Source organism: Sphingobium sp. YR768 (genome assembly GCF_900111125.1).
Lineage (GTDB): Bacteria > Pseudomonadota > Alphaproteobacteria > Sphingomonadales > Sphingomonadaceae > Sphingobium.
This window is the reverse complement of record NZ_FOGE01000002.1, coordinates 413,915-433,239: the sequence shown is the minus strand read 5'-3', so window position 1 is coordinate 433,239 and position 19,325 is coordinate 413,915. Positions and strand designations below refer to the sequence as shown.

20 protein-coding genes are annotated in these 19,325 nt (G+C 64.3%); 5 read left to right on the top strand and 15 right to left on the bottom strand.

Annotation, left to right across the window (positions count from 1 at the left end; translation table 11 throughout):
• Positions 1 to 73: 73 nt before the first annotated feature.
• The 3 genes from BMX92_RS04460 to BMX92_RS04450 form a co-directional block, all read right to left on the bottom strand.
• Complete coding sequence (locus tag BMX92_RS04460; protein WP_093012668.1) at positions 74 to 931, bottom strand: hypothetical protein; 858 nt, start codon at positions 929 to 931, stop codon at positions 74 to 76.
• Positions 928 to 2,238 carry a replication-associated recombination protein A gene (locus tag BMX92_RS04455; protein WP_093012436.1) on the bottom strand — a complete coding sequence of 437 codons (1,311 nt, stop codon included), beginning with the start codon at positions 2,236 to 2,238 and terminating at the stop codon, positions 928 to 930. Before BMX92_RS04455 ends, BMX92_RS04460 begins: the two co-directional genes overlap by 4 nt.
• A gap of 105 nt (positions 2,239 to 2,343) precedes the next feature.
• Positions 2,344 to 3,522, bottom strand: a complete 1,179-nt coding sequence (locus BMX92_RS04450; RefSeq protein WP_093012433.1) for a glycosyltransferase family 4 protein — start codon at positions 3,520 to 3,522, stop codon at positions 2,344 to 2,346.
• 125 nt (positions 3,523 to 3,647) lie between these two features.
• On the opposite strand from BMX92_RS04450, the gene BMX92_RS04445 reads away from it, so the two are divergent.
• A complete protein-coding gene (locus BMX92_RS04445; protein WP_093012430.1) occupies positions 3,648 to 3,866 on the top strand; it encodes a hypervirulence associated TUDOR domain-containing protein in 219 nt (72 codons plus the stop codon).
• A gap of 82 nt (positions 3,867 to 3,948) precedes the next feature.
• On the opposite strand, the gene BMX92_RS04440 is transcribed toward BMX92_RS04445, so the two are convergent.
• Positions 3,949 to 4,239 (bottom strand): GIY-YIG nuclease family protein, encoded by a 291-nt coding sequence (locus BMX92_RS04440; RefSeq protein ID WP_093012427.1) that lies wholly within the window; start codon positions 4,237 to 4,239, stop codon positions 3,949 to 3,951.
• Between the two features lie 110 nt (positions 4,240 to 4,349).
• Here BMX92_RS04440 and BMX92_RS04435 point away from each other — a divergent pair, with 110 nt between their 5' ends.
• Together BMX92_RS04435 and BMX92_RS04430 are read left to right on the top strand one after the other, a co-directional pair.
• Positions 4,350 to 4,778 carry a hypothetical protein gene (locus BMX92_RS04435; RefSeq protein WP_093012424.1) on the top strand — a complete coding sequence of 143 codons (429 nt, stop codon included), beginning with the start codon at positions 4,350 to 4,352 and terminating at the stop codon, positions 4,776 to 4,778.
• A 133-nt stretch (positions 4,779 to 4,911) separates the two neighbouring features.
• The gene (locus BMX92_RS04430) at positions 4,912 to 5,565 is read left to right on the top strand and encodes an MOSC domain-containing protein (protein ID WP_093012421.1); all 654 of its coding nucleotides are present in this window, start codon (positions 4,912 to 4,914) and stop codon (positions 5,563 to 5,565) included.
• Positions 5,566 to 5,671: 106 nt separating this feature from the next.
• Here the strand turns inward: BMX92_RS04430 and BMX92_RS04425 are convergent, their stop codons facing one another.
• Entirely contained in the window at positions 5,672 to 6,808 is a 1,137-nt protein-coding gene (locus BMX92_RS04425) for a pyridoxal phosphate-dependent aminotransferase (RefSeq protein WP_093012418.1), read from the bottom strand.
• Between the two features lie 57 nt (positions 6,809 to 6,865).
• Between BMX92_RS04425 and BMX92_RS04420 the strand changes: the two genes are divergently transcribed.
• The gene (locus BMX92_RS04420; protein WP_093012415.1) at positions 6,866 to 7,129 is read left to right on the top strand and encodes a hypothetical protein; all 264 of its coding nucleotides are present in this window, start codon (positions 6,866 to 6,868) and stop codon (positions 7,127 to 7,129) included.
• Between the two features lie 135 nt (positions 7,130 to 7,264).
• Here the strand turns inward: BMX92_RS04420 and pgl are convergent, their stop codons facing one another.
• The 8 genes from pgl to BMX92_RS04380 form a co-directional block, all read right to left on the bottom strand.
• Positions 7,265 to 7,957 carry a 6-phosphogluconolactonase gene (gene pgl, locus BMX92_RS04415; protein WP_093012412.1) on the bottom strand — a complete coding sequence of 231 codons (693 nt, stop codon included), beginning with the start codon at positions 7,955 to 7,957 and terminating at the stop codon, positions 7,265 to 7,267.
• Between the two features lie 5 nt (positions 7,958 to 7,962).
• Positions 7,963 to 8,442 carry a YbaK/EbsC family protein gene (locus BMX92_RS04410; RefSeq protein ID WP_093012409.1) on the bottom strand — a complete coding sequence of 160 codons (480 nt, stop codon included), beginning with the start codon at positions 8,440 to 8,442 and terminating at the stop codon, positions 7,963 to 7,965.
• Complete coding sequence (gene galE, locus BMX92_RS04405; protein WP_093012406.1) at positions 8,439 to 9,443, bottom strand: UDP-glucose 4-epimerase GalE; 1,005 nt, start codon at positions 9,441 to 9,443, stop codon at positions 8,439 to 8,441. Before galE ends, BMX92_RS04410 begins: the two co-directional genes overlap by 4 nt.
• Before the next feature lie 64 nt (positions 9,444 to 9,507).
• Entirely contained in the window at positions 9,508 to 11,685 is a 2,178-nt protein-coding gene (locus BMX92_RS04400; RefSeq protein WP_093012403.1) for a 3-hydroxyacyl-CoA dehydrogenase NAD-binding domain-containing protein, read from the bottom strand.
• A gap of 115 nt (positions 11,686 to 11,800) precedes the next feature.
• Entirely contained in the window at positions 11,801 to 13,009 is a 1,209-nt protein-coding gene (locus BMX92_RS04395; RefSeq protein WP_093012665.1) for an acetyl-CoA C-acetyltransferase, read from the bottom strand.
• A gap of 305 nt (positions 13,010 to 13,314) precedes the next feature.
• Positions 13,315 to 14,766 (bottom strand): NAD(P)(+) transhydrogenase (Re/Si-specific) subunit beta, encoded by a 1,452-nt coding sequence (locus BMX92_RS04390; RefSeq protein WP_093012400.1) that lies wholly within the window; start codon positions 14,764 to 14,766, stop codon positions 13,315 to 13,317.
• 13 nt (positions 14,767 to 14,779) lie between these two features.
• On the bottom strand, positions 14,780 to 16,354 hold the full coding sequence (locus BMX92_RS04385) for a Re/Si-specific NAD(P)(+) transhydrogenase subunit alpha (protein ID WP_093012397.1): 1,575 nt from the start codon (positions 16,352 to 16,354) through the stop codon (positions 14,780 to 14,782).
• Positions 16,355 to 16,499: 145 nt separating this feature from the next.
• Positions 16,500 to 16,889, bottom strand: coding sequence for a winged helix-turn-helix transcriptional regulator (locus BMX92_RS04380; RefSeq protein ID WP_093012394.1), 390 nt, complete (start codon positions 16,887 to 16,889; stop codon positions 16,500 to 16,502).
• A gap of 106 nt (positions 16,890 to 16,995) precedes the next feature.
• Here BMX92_RS04380 and BMX92_RS04375 point away from each other — a divergent pair, with 106 nt between their 5' ends.
• On the top strand, positions 16,996 to 17,607 hold the full coding sequence (locus BMX92_RS04375) for an NAD(P)-dependent oxidoreductase (RefSeq protein ID WP_093012391.1): 612 nt from the start codon (positions 16,996 to 16,998) through the stop codon (positions 17,605 to 17,607).
• A gap of 174 nt (positions 17,608 to 17,781) precedes the next feature.
• Here BMX92_RS04375 and yghU read toward each other — a convergent pair whose 3' ends face one another.
• Positions 17,782 to 18,651, bottom strand: coding sequence for a glutathione-dependent disulfide-bond oxidoreductase (yghU, locus tag BMX92_RS04370; RefSeq protein WP_093012388.1), 870 nt, complete (start codon positions 18,649 to 18,651; stop codon positions 17,782 to 17,784).
• 89 nt (positions 18,652 to 18,740) lie between these two features.
• On the bottom strand, positions 18,741 to 19,175 hold the full coding sequence (locus BMX92_RS04365; protein WP_093012386.1) for a universal stress protein: 435 nt from the start codon (positions 19,173 to 19,175) through the stop codon (positions 18,741 to 18,743).
• Between the last annotated feature and the right edge of the window lie 150 nt (positions 19,176 to 19,325).

Genomic DNA, 19,325 nt, shown 5'->3' with positions numbered 1-19,325 from the left:
TTCAGGTCCAGTCAACGAATTGCCCCGTCAAAATATGGCGGGTGCATAATGGGCCGAAAACCCTTGCCCGGCTTCAGGTGACGCCGAAGGTCCAGCCTTCGCTGCGCGCGATCTGCGCGGTCATCGCGCCGGGCGCCCAATGATCCGCCTGCGCCGCCGCGCGCCGCATCCACGCGGCGGTGACGATCGCATCCGCGCCATGATCATCGGGCATCGCGCCTTCATGCGGCGCCGATCCCAGCGCCGTCAGCGCATCATTGAGCGCCGTCAGATCCCGCATCTTGCTGCGTCCCCTAGGCCGACCGGCGGCCCGCGCGGCGATGCTGGTATAGATTTCCACCACCAGCGATCCCGCATCCGGCACCGGATCGAATGGCCAGACCGGCACATGCGGCCGCACATGGTGCAGCATGCGCATGCCCGCAAAGCTCGCCTTGGCCACCTGCGCCGCGCCGATCGCATCGTAGACGGTGGAGGGCTTCCCCCCGCCGCCCGCATTATACAGCGCCTCGCACGCCCGGTTGTGCATGAAGGCCGCCTTCACCCCATCCGCCTTGCCGAAATAGAAATGGCGCCGATGCGCGACCTCCAGCAGGCTGGCCGCGCCCAGATCCACATCGTCGCAAATCGCATCGACATAGGCCCAGAAGCCCGGCCCATCCTGCGGCACAGCATCGCCGGGCAGATAGCTGCCCCGCGCGATGAAGGGCGGGGCGAAGCTGAAGTCGAAGCCGAACAGGGTAGGAGCCTCGCCCGCCATATCGATCAGCCAGTCGGCCACCGCCTGCCGCGACCAGAGGCGATCGGGCGGGGACACCAGCCGGGGCAGCGCATCCCCCGCCTCGCACAGCGCGACTGCGACCCCCTTGTGTCGTGCGCCCTTCGCGCCGGACCAGTCGATCGCGGCGAAGCGCGCAAAGCCCGGCGTCACGCCGCGCCGCGCTCCGCCCGCAGCTTGTTCCAATAGGCGATGCGCTCGGCAATCCGCGCCTCGAACCCGCGATCGGACGGCGCATAAAAGGTCTGCGGGCTCATCTCCTCCGGCCAGTAATTGGCGCCGGAAAAACCGCCCTCGGCATCATGGTCATATTGATAGCCCGTGCCATAGCCGACCTGCTTCATCAGCTTGGTGGGCGCGTTGACGATGTTCATCGGCGGCATCAGCGATCCGGTCTCGCGCGCCGATTTGAACGACGCCTTCATCGCCATATAGGCCGCGTTCGATTTGGGCGCCGTCGCGCAATAGAGGCAGGCCTGCACGATCGCCAATTCCCCCTCCGGCGATCCCAGAAATTCATAAGCATCCTTGGCCGCCAGACATTGCACCACCGCCTGCGGATCGGCGAGGCCAATATCCTCGGTCGCAAAGCGCACCAGCCGCCGCAGCACATACAACGGCTCTTCCCCCGCCGTCAGCATCCGCGCCATATAATAGAGCGCCGCCTGCGGATCGGACCCGCGCAACGATTTATGCAGCGCGGAGATCAGGTTATAATGTCCCTCCCGATCCTTGTCATACACCGCGACCCGGCGGTGCAGCAGGGCGGACAGGCCCGCCGGATCGAGCGGCGCGGGGATATCGATCGAATAGAGCGTCTCGACCTGATTGAGCAGGAAGCGCCCGTCGCCGTCCGCGCTGGCCAGCAAGGCTTCCCGCGCGGCGGGATCGAGCGGCAGGGGCCTGCCCGTCAGCGCCTCCGCCCGGTCCAGCAATTGCTCCAGCGCGCTCGCATCCAGCCGCCGCAGGATCAGCACCTGCGCGCGTGACAACAGCGCCGCGTTCAGCTCGAAACTGGGATTTTCGGTGGTTGCTCCGACCAGCGTGACCGTGCCGTCCTCGACGAAGGGCAGGAAGCCGTCCTGTTGCGCTCGGTTGAAGCGATGGATTTCGTCCACGAACAGCAGGGTCTTTTCGCCCAGCCGGGCATGGTCCTTCGCGGCGGCGAATACTTTCTTGAGGTCGGCGACACCGGAAAAGACGGCGGAGATCGGCGCGAAGCGCATCCCCACCGCATCGGCCAGCAGGCGCGATATCGTCGTCTTGCCCGTGCCCGGCGGCCCCCAGAAGATGATGGAGGACAGCCGCCCCGCCGCCACCATCCGGCCGATAGCCCCCTCCGGCCCGGTCAGATGCTCCTGCCCGACCACATCGGCCAGGGTGCGCGGGCGCAGCCGGTCGGCAAGAGGGGCGGCTTCGATAGTCTCCGGCTGCTGCTGGTCTGCGAACAGATCGCTCATTCTCTCACCGTTCGCCCTGAGCCTGTCGAAGGGCCGTTCTTTCTGTGGAAAAAATGCGGGGCTTCGACAGGCTCAGCCCGAACGGAATATAGGGAATAGGCTGAATTATGGAACAGGGCTGGATCGCGGCGACAGGCCCTGCGCGCGCTGGCGGATGACGCGCAGATAGGTGTCGACCAGCGCCTGATTGACCTGATCCCATCCATTGCGTTCCGCGCGCCGCTGTGCCGCCTGTCCCGCCGCGTGCCGGGCATCGCCATCCAGACAATAGGCCTCAAGCGCATCGGCAAAATCGCCGATCGCGCCGGGGCGGATCAGCCGGCCGGTCACGCCTTCGGTGACAAGGCTCTCGCTGCCGGTCGCCCGCGCCGCCACGGTCGGCAGGCCGCACGCCATCGCCTCCAGCGTCACATTGCCGAACGTCTCGGTCACCGACGGGTTGAACAACATGTCCATGCTGGCGACCGCGCGGCCCAGATCGGGGCCTTTCTGGAAGCCGGTGAAGACCGCATTGGGCAAACGGTTCTGGAACCATTCGCGCGCCGGGCCTTCGCCCACGATCAGCACCTTATGCTGCACCTGCCGCGCGCCGAGCTGGTCGATCGTGTCGGAAAATACGTCCAGCCCCTTTTCCATCACCAGCCGGCCGATAAAGCCGATCGTTGGCGCATCGTCGCCGATTCCCAGCGATCGCCGCCATTCCATGTCGCGGCGGTCCGGATTGAAAATCTCCCGGTCGATGCCGCGCGTCCAGATGCCGACATCATAATTCATCCGCTGGTCGCGCAGCAGTTGCGCCATCGATTCGGACGGCGCGACGATCGCGTCGCAGCGGCGATAGAAGCGACGCAGGATGGACAGGATCAGCGGCTCCAGAAAGGCCAGCCCATAATAGCGCGGATAGGTTTCGAACCGGGTATGCACGGACGCCACGGCCGGCAGGCCATGGTCCCGCGCCCAGCTGACCGCGCGATGGCCCAGCGGATCGGGGCTGGACACATGGACCAGATTGGGCTGGAACGCCTTGAGATCGCGGCGCAGTTTGGCCGACAACCGATGCGGCACGCGATATTCCTTGCGCCCCGGCACGGCAAAGGAAGGCGCGCTCACCAGATCGCCCGCAGGCTCGAAAGCCGGGGTGTCGGTGGTCGGCGAATAGACGCGCACGGTCGCCCCCTGCTTGAGCAGATAGGTGACGAAGCGGTTGAGCGCCTGATTGGCGCCGTCACGCACATAATTATAGTTGCCACTGAACAGGGCGACGCGAAGGCCGGATGCATCCATCGGCGCCCCTTAGCCCAAGACGCGCGAAAACCCAAGGGAACCATATAAGTGCTTGGGAATTTGGCATTTGCAGGCTCGGAAAGCCGGCCGATGCAGTTGCCCCGCAAAAAGGAGAGGATGCCCCGATGACCAGGATTTTCCGTAAAGGAATGCGGGTCAGGTGGAATTGGGGGCAAGGCGTCGGCCGTGGACGGATCACCGAGCGATTCGACCGCCATGTCGAACGCACGATCGAAGGCACGCTGGTCCGCCGCAACGGAACGCCCGCCGACCCCGCCTATCTGATCCATGTCGACAGCGGCGGCGAAGTCCTTAAACTGCGCTCCGAACTCAGCGCTGTTTAGGCGGTGGATGGTGGAACTTCATGCTGATGCAGGAACAACTTCCCTTTCTCGTCACCCCAGCGAAAGCTGGGGTCTCAGGCGGTCAGAGGATAAGGTCTGAAATATCGCGCCAATCGGGATTGCTTTCTTCGATGAGCCGTATTTTCCATTCGCGCTTCCACGCCTTGAGAGCCTTTTCGCGAGCAATGGCAAAGCTGATGTCGTCATGATGTTCCGCAAGAACGAGCTGCGTAAGGCCGTATTTCTTGCAGAAGATCGAACCTGTGCCGTTCCGGTGCTGTAATAGGCGTGCGACCAGATCGGCCGTGACGCCGATGTAAAGAACGCCTCTTGCCTTGTTCGTCATGATATAGGTGTAGCCGCCACGCGCCATGCCCTATCGTGACGCGCCTCCGCCTGAGATGCCAGCCTTCGCTGGCATGACGATAAGAAAGTCTGTCCACGACTACTTGCTGCCGTTCGCCACTTCAGCAAAGATGTGGTATGAGGCTCATCGCGCTCTTTGCATCCTTTCCGCTCCTGATCGGCGCGACAGCTACGCCAGCGGGCACGGCAGAGACGGCACCGACGACGAGAACCGTATGCGAGTTAAAGACTATGGCTGCACATGGTCGTCACGGCACTTACTTCGTTAGTATCACGGCGGCCGCTCACTACGACTTCGAATATGGCTATTTTCTTCAAGACTACGGATGTGTTGACCCCGTTGACGGAACGGGCCTGCTTGATATTGCACTGCCTACCGGTTCTCGGCTCGACGGCTTTCCAGAACTAGCGAAGCTCTCATCTCAGACTTGGATTGCGGGTGCAGTCGGCAAGGTGCCTCGCTGCACATGCATTGGGATCGTCTCCTTTGAGCAAGGAAACGTCACGTTCACCCTCAAGGAAGCGGTAATTCGGGCATCTGACTAAGCAGTATCATTTATGTTTGCTCCGTACCCAAATCCGCCATCCAACCACGCTCGAACATGTCCATGCCACCTCACAATCCATTCCCACGCGATCGGCCATCGCCGCATGCCTGCACCCATGGCATAAGCGCGCGATGACCACGCCCCATATGATCATCGACGCCCTTCTGATCGGCAAACCCGTGCCCTTTCGCGGCGAAGACTATAGCGCCATCGCCAAGCAGCCGACGCGCGATCCCGTGCGCATCGGCTGGGCGGGGTTCGAGGGCGATCAGGTTGCCGACACCGTCCATCATGGCGGCTGGGACAAGGCGATCCATCTCTATCCGCAGGATCATTATGGCTGGTGGCGCGATCGCAAGCCCGGCCAGCCCCTGCTCGACGCGCCGGGCGCTTTTGGCGAGAATATCGCCTCGCGCGGCATGACGGAGGCGGAGATTTGCCTGGGCGATCGGTTTTCGCTGGGCAGCGCGATCGTGGAGGTCAGCCATGGCCGCCAGCCCTGCTGGAAGCTCGACCACCGCTTCGCCGCGCGCGACGTGATGGCGACCATCGTCAAGACCGCCCGCAGCGGCCTCTATTTCCGCGTCATTCGCGAAGGGGAGGCGCAAGCCGGCACCCGCATGGACCTGCTCGACCGGCCGCTCCCCGACTGGCCGATCGCCCGCGTCTTTCACCTGCTGATCGGCGGCAGCCACAAGGCCGACCCCGCCGCCGTCCGTGCGCTGGCCGACATGCCGGTATTGGCGGAAGCCTGGCGGGACAGGGCGCGGAAACTCGCAGGATAAGGGGGCGTAGAATTCAGGAAGGCAGGACGGCGATGTGAACACGAAGCGACCGGAAGCGGACTTTCTTACTTCCTCCCCAAGCACCCATGCCGGTCACAGAGCTACCCTATCGACCGCCCTGCGCCTGAAACCAGGGCACCATCCGCGTGATTGCATCCTCGACCCGATCGGTCGACACGGCGAAGCTGAAGCGGATGAAGCGGTGGCCGTCGACCGGATCGAAATCGATCCCCGGCGCAGTCGCCACGCCGGTTTCGCGCAACAGCTTCTGGCAGAAGCTGAGGCTGTCATTGGTCAGGTGGCTGATATCGGCATAGATGTAGAAGGCGCCGTCCGGCGGGGCGATCTGCGCCAGGCCGAGCGCGGGGAGGGCATCCAGCAGCAATTGCCGGTTGCGGCGATAGCCCTCGACATGCCGCTCCAGTTCATCGGTGCAGTCGAAGGCGGTCAGACCCGCGCGTTGCGCCAGCACCGGCGGCGTCAGGAACAGATTGCCCATCCGCGCCCGCGCCACGCCGATCAGGTCGGCCGGCACCACGATCCAGCCCAGCCGCCAGCCGGCCATGCTGTAATATTTGGAGAAACTGTTCACGATGATCGCGTCGGGCGCATATTCCAGCATCGAATGGGCCGGCTCGCCGAAGCTCAATCCATGATAGATTTCGTCGGAGATGATGCGGATGCCCCGCTCCGCGCAGACCGCCGCGATCCGTTCCAGTTCCTCCGCCGGGATGATCGTGCCGGTGGGATTGGCCGGGCTGGCGAGGACCAGGCCGTCCGGCGCGGGATCGAGCGCGGCGAGCGCATCGGCGCTGATCTGGTAGCGCTCGGCCGGGCCGCAGGGGACCTCCACCGGTTCCAGATAGAGCGCTTTGAGATTGTTGCGATAGGCGACATAGCCCGGCCGCGCCGTGGCGACCCGTGCGCCGGGGCGGAACAGGCAGGTCAGCGCCAGCACCAGCCCCGGTGACGCGCCGCAGGTCAGGATGATCTGTTCGGGGTCGACCGCAACGCCATGCCGTTCCCCATAATGGCGGGCGATCCGTTCCTTGAGCGCCGGGCTTTCCCAATAGCCCATCGGGTCGGTGTCCAGCACCTGATGCGCCACCGCGATCGCCTCGGCCGGCGCGCCGGTCGATGGCTGGCCGAACTCCATATGCAGGATGGAACGGCCCGCGGCTTCGAGGGCATGGGCTTCGCGGCTGATGGCGATGGCGTGGAAAGGGTCGATCTCGGCTACCATGGGGCGTGCCTATTATGACCGGGCAACCATGTCCATGGCCGGCGCGTTTCCACCGGCATGGACCAGACGCTGCTCACCGCCTTGCAATATTATGGCGCCGGGGCCGCGACGGTCGCGGCTTTGATCGTCTCGCTCAATCTGGGGCGGCGGGTGACGGGATGGGCGTTCGTCCTGTTCGTCACATCCTCCATCGCCCTGATCGGCTGGGGCTTTCTCGACAAGGATAGCGAAGGGATAGGCTGGCAGAATGTCGCCATGCTGGCCATCAACGCGCTGGGCGTGTGGCGCTATCTGATTTCAAGGCATGAAGTGCGAAACTAATTCCTCCCCTCAAGGGGAGGGGGACCGTTCGCGAAGCGAATGGTGGAGGGGTAATCGCGCAACCTCTGGCCAGCGCGCCATACCCCTCCGTCACGCGCTTCGCGCGCGCCACCTCCCCTTTCAGGGGAGGATTTTTTAGGCCTCCGCGATCCACACCTCGACCGGCACGTCATCCTGCAACAGCGCCAGCCGGATCGGCAATTCCTCGACCGCGCCACCCGCCAGCGCGCGATCATAGACCGCTTTCTTGCCCGCGCCGCTGATCTGAAGGAAGAGGAAGCGGCTCTGCAAAACCCCATGCGCGGTCAGCGACATACGCTGGTGCGGGGCGACCGGCGGGGTCGCCGCGATGGTCAGCGCCTTGCTCGCCAGCCCTTCGGCCAGTTCCGCGCCCTCGGGGAAGAGCGACGCGGTATGCCCGTCATCCCCCATGCCCAGCAACACGATGTCCAGCGGCCAGGGCAATGCTGCAAAGGCCGCCTCGACCGCCGGCTGCCCGGCATAGGCGTCAGCCGCGTCATTCTTCATCGGTACGAAGCGCGCGCTGGCCGCCGCGCCCTGCAACAAGGTTTCCCGCACCAGCCGCTCATTGCTGTCGCCGCTGTCAGGCGAAACCCAGCGCTCGTCCACCAGCGTCACGACCACCTTGCTCCAGTCGAGATCGGTCGCGCTCAGCGCCTCCAGCACCGGTCGGGGCGATCGTCCGCCCGACACTGCGATGCTGGCGACCCCGCGCGCGGCGATAGCGTCGGACAGGATCGCGGCGATGCGCGTGGCGATATCGGCGGCGGCGTCCGCGCCGGTGGCAAAAAGATGTTCGGTCGGCATGGGGCTTACTCCGCGATCGCGTCTGGAAGCGTGCAAATGTCCACCCAGGTCGCCCCGGTCAAGGCCGCCAGCCGATCGGGCGTCAGTTCGACCGAACTGGTCCGCGATCCGGCCGCCGGAAAGACGGTGGCGAAATCCCTGAGCGACACGTCGCAATAGACGGGCAGCGACTGGGCGAGGCCGAAGGGGCAGACGCCACCGACCGGATGGCCGGTCAGTTCCTCCACCTCATGCCCGCCCAGCATGCGCGGCTTGGCGCCCAGCGCCGCCTTGGACTTGGCATTGTGCAACCGTGCGTCGCCCCGCGCGCAGACCAGCACCACCGTTTCGCCCACGCGAAGCGACAGCGTCTTGGCGATCCGCGCGGGCTCGACACCCAGCGCGGACGCCGCCTCGATCACCGTCGCGGTGCTGACGCCCTGATCGATGATCGTCACATCGGGCGCATGGGCGGCGAACCAGGCGCGGACGCTGGCGTCGCTCATTCGCCGCGAATATCGCCCAGCTTGCGTTCCCAGGCGAGGGCATGCTGCACGATCTTGTCCAGATCGGCATGTTGCGGCTGCCAGGGGAATTCCGCCATGATCTTGCGATTGTCGGAAATCAGCGAAGCGGGGTCGCCGGCGCGGCGTCCCTCGACCCGGCGATCGATCGTCATGTTGGTCACGCGGTCCACCGCGTCCAGCACTTCCATCACCGAAAAGCCCCGGCCATAGCCGCAATTGAGCGTGTAATTCTTCGTCTTGTCGGCCTGCAACGCATCGAGGGCCAGCACATGGGCGTTGGCCAGATCGCTGACATGGATATAGTCACGCACGCCGGTCCCGTCGGGCGTGTCGAAATCGCTGCCGAACATCGCGACATGGCTGCGCTTGCCCAGCGCGGCCTCGACAGCGACCTTGATCAGGTGGGTCGCGCCGGCGGTCGACTGGCCGGTCCGGCCCTGCGGATCGGCGCCCGCGACGTTGAAGTAACGCAGCACGCAGAAATTGATCGGATGTGCCGCCGCCACGTCGGCCAGCATGATCTCCGTCATCAGCTTCGACATGCCATAGGGGTTGATCGGCAGCTTGGGGCTGTCCTCGCGCACCGGGCTTTCCTCCGGCGTGCCATAGGTGGCGGCGGTGGAGGAGAAGATGAAGTGCGGCACGCCGACCCGCACCGCGCTCTCGATCAGGTTGCGGCTTTTGGCGCTGTTATTGTGATAATATTTGAGCGGGTTCTCGACCGATTCCGGGACAATGATGGAGCCTGCGAAATGCATGATCGCGCCGATATTCTGCTCTTTCAGCAGCGCTTCGACCAGCGGCTGGTCGGCAATGTCGCCTTGCGTGAAATGCACGTCTTCGGGGATGGCCCAGCGGAAGCCGGTGGTCAGATTGTCGATCACCGCAACGCGGTAGCCCGCATCGCGCAGCGCCAGGACCGCATGGCTGCCGATATAACCGGCGCCCCCCGTGACCAGAACCGTCGGCTTTTCGCTCATAAAATAAGGTCTCCCCGGATGTGCCGGGGAGACCTAAACCAGCCTCGTTACGATTTACAGTCTTTTATGCCGCAGCGCGGGACGGAAGCGGGCGATAGAAGGTCGCGCCGCTGGCCGCCATGTCCCGCAACTGCTGCGTCGGCGTAAAGCGCGGGCCATGGGCCGCCGCCAGTCGATCCAGCACGGCCACGACATGGGCGATGCCGACCGTGTCCATATGGCTGAACGGCCCGCCGGTATAGGGCGCAAAGCCCCAGCCGAAGATCGCGCCGATATCGCCATCTTCCGGCGTTTCCAGCACGCCTTCCTCGAAACAGCGGGCGCATTCGATCAGCTGGCGATAGAGCAGGCGCTCCTTCACCGCCTCGACATCGGGCTGCTCGGCGGCGCGCGGGAACATCTCGCCGAGTACCGGCGACAGATGCTTCTTCGCGCCTTCGGGATAGTCGTACCAGCCCTTGCCATTCTTGCGGCCCAGACGGCCGGCCTCGACCATCTTCACCATGATGTCGTCCGAACCCTGGGGTACATAGGCGTCGCCCAGTTCCTTCTTCGCCGCCGTCATGATCTTCCAGCCCAGCTCGATCGAGACCTCATCGCTGACGGCCAGAGGACCGGTCGGCATGCCAAGCTGCTTGCCGGCATTTTCGATCAGCGCCGGATTGACGCCTTCGCCGACCAGTTCCGCGCCTTCCTGCACATAGGTGCCGAAGCTGCGCGAGGTGTAGAAACCACGGCTGTCATGCACGACGATCGGCGTCTTCCTGATCTGCGCCACGAAATCCAGCGCCTTGGCGATAGCGGCCGGGCCGGTCTTTTCACCCAGGATGATCTCCACCAGCGGCATCTTCTCGACCGGCGAGAAGAAATGGACGCCGATGAAATTCTCCGGCTTGGTCCAGGCCTGCGCCAGCTTGGTGATGGGCAGGGTCGAGGTGTTGGAGCCGAAGATGGTGTCCGCGCCCAGCACGGCTTCGACCTGTTTCGTCACTTCCGCCTTGATGCCGACATCCTCAAACACCGCCTCGATCACGAAATCGGCCCCGGCGAGCGCGGCATAGTCGGTGGTCGGCGTCACGCGGGCCAGCGTCTCCGCCAGCTTTTCGGGCGTCATGCCCTTGCCAAGCCGCTTCTTGAGCACCTCCTCGACATGCGCCTTGCCCTTTTGCGCATAGGCCAGGTCGCGGTCGAACAGCATGACCTCGATCCCCGCCTGCGCCGCGACGGTGGCGATGCCCGCGCCCATCATGCCGGCACCCAGCATGGCCAGCTTCGTCGTCGGCGCCTTGGGCTGATCCTTGGGACGGCGCGCACCACGCTCGGCCGCCTGCTTGTTGACGAAGAGGGTGCGGATCATGTTCGACGCCTGCGGATCGGCGGCGACCTTGGCGAAATATTTGCTCTCGATCCGGATCGCCCGGTCCATCGGCAAAGTGATGCCTTCATAGACGGCGGACAGCAAAGCGATCGGCGCGTTCATGTTGCGCTGGGTCTGCTTCAGCGTCATCGGCAGCGCGCCAGCCATGGTCTGGACGAAGGCGGGATTGAAGCCGCCTGCGCCACCCGGAACCTTATAGCCCTTCACGTCCCAGGGTTGCGTATTGGCGCTCGGATTGGCCTTCACCCAATCGCGCGCGGCCTGAACGGCGGTGCCCTGCGGCACGACGCCGTCCACGACCTTCAGCATCGCGGCTTCGGCCGGGCGGAACAGCTTGCCCTGAAGCATGTACATCAGCGCGGCCTGCACGCCCATGATGCGCGGCAGGCGTTGCGACCCGCCACCGCCGGGGAACAGGCCGATCAGGATTTCGGGCAGGCCAAGCTGCGTCTTGCTGCTGTCGCCGACAAAACGACGATGACAGGCCAGCGCCAGTTCGAACCCGCCGCCGACGCAGGTGCCCTCGATGGCGCAGGCGATCGGCTTGCCGCTGGTTTCAAGGCGGCGGAACAGGCCGTTCAGCACGAACAGCTTGTCAAAAATCGCGGCCGGGGCAGGGCGATCGCCGCTTTCGCTTGCCAGCATCGACCCGAAATATTTCAGGTCCATCCCGGCCATGAAGCCGCTGTCCTTGCCCGACGCGATGACCGCGCCCTTGATGCCCTCTTCCGACGCGATGCGCGTGATCGCGGCATCCAGATCGGACAGGAAGTCGGGGCCGATGACGTTCATCGACTGGCCGGGCACGTCGATCGTCAGGGTCGCGATGCCGTCGGCGTCGATGTCGAATGTGATGGTCTGCATGATGAAGCTACCTCTCAATCCCGTTCGCCCTGAGCTTGTCGAAGGGCCGCACTTTTCTTTTTGAAGAAGAACAGGGCTTCGACAGGCTCAGCCCGAACGGTGCTTTATATTTGTTTCAAACGCGCTCGATAATGATGCCGGTGCCCATGCCCGCACCGACGCACAGGTTGATGAGCGCCGTGCCCTTGCCAGACCGTTCCAGTTCATCCAGCGCCGTGCCCAGCACCATCGCGCCGGTCGCGCCCAGCGGATGGCCCATGGCGATCGCGCCGCCATTCACGTTGATCTTGCTGTGGTCGAGGTTCATCGCCTGCATGTAACGCAGCACGACCGAGGCGAAGGCCTCGTTCAGTTCCCACAGATCGATGTCGGCGGCGCTCATGCCCGCACGCGCCAGCAGCTTGCCCGCGACGAACTCCGGCCCGGTCAGCATGATAAGCGGCTCCGACCCGATCGAGGCCATCGCCTTGATCCGGGCGCGCGGCTTCAGCCCATATTTCTCGCCCATATCCTTGTTGCCGACCAGCACGGCGGCGGCGCCGTCCACGATGCCGCTGCTGTTGCCGGCATGGTGGATATGGTTGACCTTCTCCAGTTCGGGATAGCGCAGCAACGCGACGGTATCGAAGCCGGGCATTTCCTCGCCCAGCGCGGTGAAGCTGGCCTTCAATGCGCCCAGCGACTGCATCGTCGCATCGGGGCGCATATGTTCGTCATGATCCAGCACGATGCCGCCGATCACATCCTTCACCGGCACGATCGACTTTTTGAACCGGCCTTCGTCCCAGGCTGCCTTCGCGCGCTTCTGGCTCTCGACCGCATAGGCGTCCGCGTCATCGCGGCTGATGCCGAATTTGGTGGCGATCACGTCGGCGCCGATGCCCTGCGGCGCGAAATAGGTTTTGTAGGCGACCGCCGGGTCCATCGCCCAGGCGCCGCCGTCCGACGCCATCGGCACGCGGCTCATCGACTCGACGCCGCCGCCGATCGCAAACATCGCCTCGCCCGAATAGACCTTGGCCGCCGCCATGTTCACCGCCTCCAGCCCCGAGGCGCAGAAGCGGTTGATCTGCACGCCCGGCACGGTCTGCGCATAATCGGCGTTCAGCACGGCGACGCGGGCAATATCCGCGCCCTGTTCCCCCACGGGGCTGACGCAGCCCAGAATGACGTCATCGACATCGGCCGTGTCGATCTGGCTGCGGTCGCGCACGGCTTCCAGCACCTGCGTCGCCAACTGGATCGGGGTGATTTCGTGCAGCGACCCGTCGGCCTTGCCCCGGCCACGGGGCGTCCTGACGGCGTCGTAAATATAGGCTTCCATGTTCATTCCCTCTCCGTGGGGGGCCGTTTTGGCGCTTCGAATGTGGAGAGGAATGTATTTACGTTTACGTAAAGTGCAAGCGTCTATTGCAAGAGATTATCGCAACCGGCCCTGCCGTAACGGCAATGGCGCGTTCATGACACAACTGTCCAACTTGCTGTCGCAAACCTTGCGCCTCGCAGCGCGAATCTGCCCGATATTCCAGCCCCATGGCGCGTAACAAAACGACCCGACCCGCACATGGCGCGGGCCGGGTCGCCAGGGATGATGCGGGGCGGGCGGAAACAGTCCGCCCGCCGCCCTGATCAGCCGATCTTGCCGAGCAGGCTGTCCACCGCGACCTTGGCGTCGCCATAGAACATCCGCGTATTCTCCTTGTAGAAGAGCGGATTCTCGATGCCCGAATAGCCGGTGCCCTGGCCGCGCTTCGACACGAACACCTGCTTGGCCTTCCACACTTCCAGCACCGGCATGCCGGCGATCGGGGAGTTGGGATCGTCCTGCGCCGCCGGATTCACGATGTCGTTGGAGCCGATCACGATCACCACGTCGGTCGAGGGAAAGTCCTCGTTGATCTCGTCCATTTCCAGCACGATGTCATAGGGCACCTTGGCCTCGGCCAGCAGCACGTTCATATGACCGGGCAGGCGCCCCGCGACCGGGTGGATGGCGAAGCGGACATTTTTGCCCGCCGCGCGCAGCTTCCGGGTCAGTTCGCTCACGCTCTGCTGCGCCTGCGCCACCGCCATGCCATAGCCCGGCACGATGATGATGCTGTCCGCATCGTTGAGCGCAGCCGCCACGCCATCGGCGTCGATCGCCACCTGCTCGCCTTCAATCTCCGCCGCCGGGCCGCTGGTGCCGCCAAAGCCGCCCAGAATCACCGACACGAAGCTGCGGTTCATCGCCTTGCACATGATGTAGCTCAGGATCGCGCCCGATGAACCGACCAGCGCGCCGGTCACGATCAGCAGGTCGTTGCCCAGCGTGAAGCCGATCGCGGCGGCCGCCCAGCCCGAATAGCTGTTCAGCATCGACACGACGACGGGCATGTCCGCGCCGCCGATGCCCATCACCAGATGGAAACCGATGAACAGCGCCAGCACCGCCATGGCGATCAGCACGGTCAGTTCGCGGCCCTCGACCCCGATATTGCCGACATACATCACCAGCAGCACCAGCGACGCGATCGCTGCGCTGGCGTTGAGCAGATGCCCGCCCGGCAGCTTCTTCGCCTTGCCGTCCAGCTTCCCGGCCAGCTTGCCGAAGGCGACGATCGACCCGGTGAACGTCACCGCGCCGATGAAGATGCCCAGAAATTCCTCGACCTTCAGGATGTTGATCTCGACCGGGGTCTTGTGCGCCAGGATTGCGGCAAAGCCGGTCAACGCCTCGCGCGCGGCGGGATCGAGCGCTTGCACCGTTTCCAGCTCGAAATGCGCGTTGAAGCCGATGAACACGGCGGCGAGGCCAACGAAGCTGTGCAGCGCAGCGACCAACTGCGGCATTTCGGTCATCTGGACCCGAACCGCCACGATCCAGCCGATCACGGCGGCCACGGCAAAGCTGCCCAGCACGATCGGCAGATTGGCCGCACCCGGGCCGAACAGCGTCGCCACGACGGCCAGCGCCATACCAGCGATGCCATACCAGACGGCGCGCTTGGCGCTTTCCTGATTGGACAGGCCGCCCAGCGACAATATGAAAAGAACCGCGGCCGAAATATAGGCGGCGGATACCACACCAGTATCAAACATGGATCGCCCCCCTTTAGGACCGCTGGAACATGGCCAGCATCCGGCGCGTGACCAGAAAACCGCCAACGATATTGATCGATGCGATCAGGATGGAGATCGTCGCCAGCGCCAGCACGATGCTGTTGGACGATCCCACCTGAAGCATTGCCCCCACGACGATGATGCCCGAAATCGCATTGGTCACCGCCATCAGCGGCGTGTGCAGCGCATGGCTGACATTCCAGATCACCTGAAAACCGACGAAGCATGCCAGCACGAACACCGTGAAATGCGCCATGAAGCTGGCGGGCGCCACCGCGCCGACCGCAATCAGCAGCACGGCCGCGACGATCAGCGTCGTCACCTGCGACCGGGTCTGCGCCTTGAACGCCGCGATATCTTTCGCGCGCTTCTGTTCGGGCGTCAGCTCCTCGGCCTTGGGCTTGGGTTTCTGGGCCGCGATCGCCTTGATCTTGGGCGGGGGCGGGGGGAAGCTGACCGCGCCTTCAAAGGCGATGGTCGCACCCCGGATCACGTCATCCTCCATGTCATGGACGATCGCGCCATCCTTGCCCGGCGTCAGGTCCGCCAGCATGTGGCGGATATTGCTGGCATAAAGCGTGCTGGACTGGGTCGCCATGCGGCTGGGGAAATCGGTGTAGCCGATGATCGTCACGCCATTAGGCGACACGATCTTCTGGTCGGCGACCGTCAGTTCGCAATTGCCGCCGCGTTCCGCCGCCAGATCGACGATGACCGATCCGGGGCGCATCGCCTCGACCATGTCCTTCGTCCACAGCACGGGCGCGTCCCGGCCGGGGATCAGCGCGGTTGAAATGACGATGTCGACATTGGGCGCCAGTTCGCGGAATTTCTTGAGCTGCGCTTCGCGGAATTCCGGGCTGGACGGCGCGGCATAGCCGCCGGTCGTCGCCCCATCCTGCTGTTCCTCGGCAAAGTCGAGATAGACGAACTGCGCGCCCATCGATTCGATCTGCTCGGCGACTTCGGGCCGCACGTCGAAGGCCAGCGTGATCGCGCCGAGCGATGTCGCCGCGCCGATCGCCGCCAGACCGGCGACACCCGCGCCGATCACCAGCACTCTGGCCGGCGGCACCTTGCCCGCCGCCGTCACCTGTCCGGTGAAGAAGCGCCCGAAATTGGCGCCCGCCTCGATCACCGCGCGATAGCCCGCGATATTCGCCATGGACGACAGCGCGTCCATCTTCTGCGCGCGCGAAATGCGGGGCACCATGTCCATCGCCAGCACATTGGCGCCGGTCGCGCTGATCGCCGCCAGTTCTTCGCCACGCTGGCCGGGATAGAAAAAGGAAATCAGCGTCTTGCCCGGCGTCAGCCGAGCTGCCTCGTCCGCTTCGGGCGGTCGCACCTTCACCACCACGTCCGCTTCGGCCCACAGCGCCGCCGCGCTCGGCATTACCGTCACACCGGCGGCGCGATAGGCATCGTCGCCGAAACCGGCGGCGATCCCTGCGCCACTTTCGACAAGGCACGCATGGCCCAGCTTTTGCAATTGCAGCGCGCTGTCGGGTGTCAGCGCGACACGCGCCTCATCCCTGGCGACTTCTCTGGGTGCACCGATCTTCACACCGTCTCCTCCCCCTAACTTATTTGCGCTTGCCGCCTTTTTGTCGTGCGGCACACAGCCTGACAAGTGGCTCTTGGTCGGACGGGCGCCATCGGTCCATCGCGAAACTCTTCATCGCATGGAAGCTGAACTATCTTGGTCGGCGTCAGGCCGCCATCGCGTCGGCCCGGTCCAGCGCGCGGCGTGATGCCATGATCTCGCCCACATGCGCCTCCGCCCAGCGGGTGATCTGGTCCAATATGCCGATCAGCCCGTCCGCCAGCGGGGTCAGCGCATATTCCACCGTCACCGGCACCGTCGGGAAGGCGGCGCGGCTGACCAGTCCGTCCCGCTCCAGGCTCTTGAGCGTCTGGGACAGCATCTTCTGCGAAATGGCGCCGATCCGCCGCCGCAGATCGTTGAAGCGCACCGGGCCGTCCTTCAGGCTCAGCAGCACCAGCACCGCCCATTTGTCGCCGATCCGGTCCAGCACCTGCCGGGTCGGGCAGTCGGGATTATAGGCGTCGCCCGGGCGAAGGGGCAGGGGATCGGTCATGGTCGGTATCCTCGGCGTAACCAGGTGATGGCAAAGTGCCTTCTTGCGACTATGATATCCTAATCGCTATCTGGTTTCCATCAGTAACCATGATGGAGATAAGAACATGAAGGTAGCGATCATCGGCGGCAGCGGCCGGGCCGGACGGGAAATCAGCGCGGAACTGGCCCGCCGCGGGCATCAGGTGACGGCGATTTCGCGCCATCCCGAAAATGCGGTCGAGGCCGAAGGCGTCACGGCAGTCGCGGGCGATGTCAACGATACGGCAGCGCTTGCCGAAACATTGCGCGGTCATGATGCGGTGGTCAGCGCGGTCATGTTCTCCGACACTGACCCCGTGTCACTCGTCGGCGTGGTGCGGGCATCCGGCGTGCCGCGCTATCTGGTTGTCGGCGGCGCGGGCAGTCTGGAGGTCGCGCCGGGCGTGCCGCTCATCACCACCCCGGAATTCCCCGAAGCCTATAAGGCTGAAGCCGGCAAGGGTGCGGATTTCCTGACCTATCTGCGCGGCGTGGACGACATCGACTGGGCCTTCCTGTCGCCGTCCGCCTATTTCTTCGTCGGCGACCGCAAGGGCAGATTCCGTCTGGGCAAGGACGCACTGCTGGTCGACGCGGACGGCAATAGCAGCATCTCCTACGCCGACTATGCCATCGCACTGGTGGATGAGATCGAAACGCCGCAGCACAGCAAGGCACGGTTTACCGTTGGGTATTGAGCCTATTAGCCCTCTCCCGTCTTCACGGGAGAGGGTTGGGTGAGGGTCTTTCTTCTTACTGGCGGAAAGTGCTGGTCCAGAAAGAAGAAAGACCCTCACCGACTGCGACTAGGCAGCAAGCTGCCAAGTCTCCGTTGCCTCTCCCGCGAAGGCGGGAGAGGGCGAGAGGCGGCCTTACGCCGCCCCTTCCAGCTTATCCTGCGTCTTCGTCTCGAAGTCGCTCGCATCATGCCGTTCGTGCAATTGCTCTTCCAGCGGCCCGTTCACCTTGTTGACGATACGGCCGCGCTTCACCGCCGGGCGGGCGTCGATCTGCTTCGCCCAGCGCAGCAGGTTGGTGTAGCTTCCCGCATCCAGAAACTCCGCCGCGCCATAGGCCCGGCCCAGCACCAGCCCGCCATACCAGGGCCAGATCGCGATATCGGCGATCGTATATTCCGCGCCCGCCACATACTCATTGTCCGCCAGACGCTTGTCCAGCAGGTCCAGTTGCCGCTTCACTTCCATCGTGTAGCGGTTGATCGGATATTCATATTTCTCCGGCGCATAGGCGAAGAAATGGCCGAAACCGCCGCCCAGCAGCGGCCCGGCGCCCATCTGCCAGAACAGCCAGTTCAGCGTCTCGGTCCGCCCCGCCGGGTCGGTGGGCAGGAACTTGCCGAACTTCTCCGCCAGATAGAGCAGGATCGATCCGGATTCGAACACGCGCTGCGGCGGCGATACGCTGCGGTCGAGCAGAGCGGGGATCTTGCTGTTCGGATTGACCTCGACAAAGCCGCTGCCGAACTGGTTGCCATCGCCGATCTTGATCAGCCAGGCGTCATAGTCCGCCGCGCGCACGCCCGCTTCCAGCAATTCCTCCAGCAGGATCGTCACCTTCTGCCCGTTGGGCGTGGCGAGCGAATAGAGCTGGAGCGGATGCTCGCCCACCGGCAAGACCTTGTCATGGGTCGCGCCGGCGATCGGCCGGTTGATATTGGCGAAGGGGCCGCCATTCTCCTTGTCCCATGTCCAGACTTTGGGCGGGGTATAGGCTTCGGTCATGCAGGCTGGCTCCGATGTAAGAATGGATGCCCCCGCAGGTAGGAAAGGGGGCATCCACCCGCAACCGAGCAGCGCTTATCGATCCATGATTATTTCCCATCCACCCTGACGACCAGCACGCTGACCGGCGCCATATGCACGATGGCCGATGCATTGGAGCCGAGCAGCCGCGACGTGAGCGAAGGCTGGTGCGACGCCAGCACGATCAGGTCGGCCTTGCGCCGTTCCGCCTCGATCAGCACTTCGTCGCGCACCCGCCCGCGCCGGGTGAATATCTGGGTGCGGGCCGGTTCCAGCCCCGCTTCCTTCGCCCATGTCTGCATGTCGGACAGGGCATCCTCTTCCTCCCGCTCGTCGAAATCGCTGGCCAGCAAGTCTGAATAGCGGGTCGGCAAATAATAGCGGACATAGAGGATATGGACGACCGCCTGCGTCCCGGCGGCCTGCGCTGCCGCAGCGATGGCGGCACGGGCCAGATCGGGGCTGTTGACGTCGACGGCGGCGATGATCGTGGCGTAGGGCATCCTCTTGGCTCCTGTATCGATTATGCCGGATCAACCCGCCTCGCGCGCGGGCGATGCGCCTGTCATGAAAGATTCCCGAAGCGACATATATAAGGAACAACCGCAATATCCGCGCAATCCATCGCGTTGGCGAGGACGGGTGGGGGCAGG

Coding starts and splice junctions, on each gene's coding strand:
- BMX92_RS04455 (WP_093012436.1), bottom strand. CDS start 2,238: ATGAGCGATCTGTTCGCAGACCAGCAGCAGCCGGAGACTATCGAAGCC.
- BMX92_RS04450 (WP_093012433.1), bottom strand. CDS start 3,522: ATGGATGCATCCGGCCTTCGCGTCGCCCTGTTCAGTGGCAACTATAAT.
- BMX92_RS04445 (WP_093012430.1), top strand. CDS start 3,648: ATGACCAGGATTTTCCGTAAAGGAATGCGGGTCAGGTGGAATTGGGGG.
- BMX92_RS04440 (WP_093012427.1), bottom strand. CDS start 4,239: ATGGCGCGTGGCGGCTACACCTATATCATGACGAACAAGGCAAGAGGC.
- BMX92_RS04435 (WP_093012424.1), top strand. CDS start 4,350: ATGAGGCTCATCGCGCTCTTTGCATCCTTTCCGCTCCTGATCGGCGCG.
- BMX92_RS04430 (WP_093012421.1), top strand. CDS start 4,912: ATGACCACGCCCCATATGATCATCGACGCCCTTCTGATCGGCAAACCC.
- BMX92_RS04425 (WP_093012418.1), bottom strand. CDS start 6,808: ATGGTAGCCGAGATCGACCCTTTCCACGCCATCGCCATCAGCCGCGAA.
- BMX92_RS04420 (WP_093012415.1), top strand. CDS start 6,866: ATGGACCAGACGCTGCTCACCGCCTTGCAATATTATGGCGCCGGGGCC.
- pgl (WP_093012412.1), bottom strand. CDS start 7,957: ATGCCGACCGAACATCTTTTTGCCACCGGCGCGGACGCCGCCGCCGAT.
- BMX92_RS04410 (WP_093012409.1), bottom strand. CDS start 8,442: ATGAGCGACGCCAGCGTCCGCGCCTGGTTCGCCGCCCATGCGCCCGAT.
- galE (WP_093012406.1), bottom strand. CDS start 9,443: ATGAGCGAAAAGCCGACGGTTCTGGTCACGGGGGGCGCCGGTTATATC.
- BMX92_RS04400 (WP_093012403.1), bottom strand. CDS start 11,685: ATGCAGACCATCACATTCGACATCGACGCCGACGGCATCGCGACCCTG.
- BMX92_RS04395 (WP_093012665.1), bottom strand. CDS start 13,009: ATGGAAGCCTATATTTACGACGCCGTCAGGACGCCCCGTGGCCGGGGC.
- BMX92_RS04390 (WP_093012400.1), bottom strand. CDS start 14,766: ATGTTTGATACTGGTGTGGTATCCGCCGCCTATATTTCGGCCGCGGTT.
- BMX92_RS04380 (WP_093012394.1), bottom strand. CDS start 16,889: ATGACCGATCCCCTGCCCCTTCGCCCGGGCGACGCCTATAATCCCGAC.
- BMX92_RS04375 (WP_093012391.1), top strand. CDS start 16,996: ATGAAGGTAGCGATCATCGGCGGCAGCGGCCGGGCCGGACGGGAAATC.
- yghU (WP_093012388.1), bottom strand. CDS start 18,651: ATGACCGAAGCCTATACCCCGCCCAAAGTCTGGACATGGGACAAGGAG.
- BMX92_RS04365 (WP_093012386.1), bottom strand. CDS start 19,175: ATGCCCTACGCCACGATCATCGCCGCCGTCGACGTCAACAGCCCCGAT.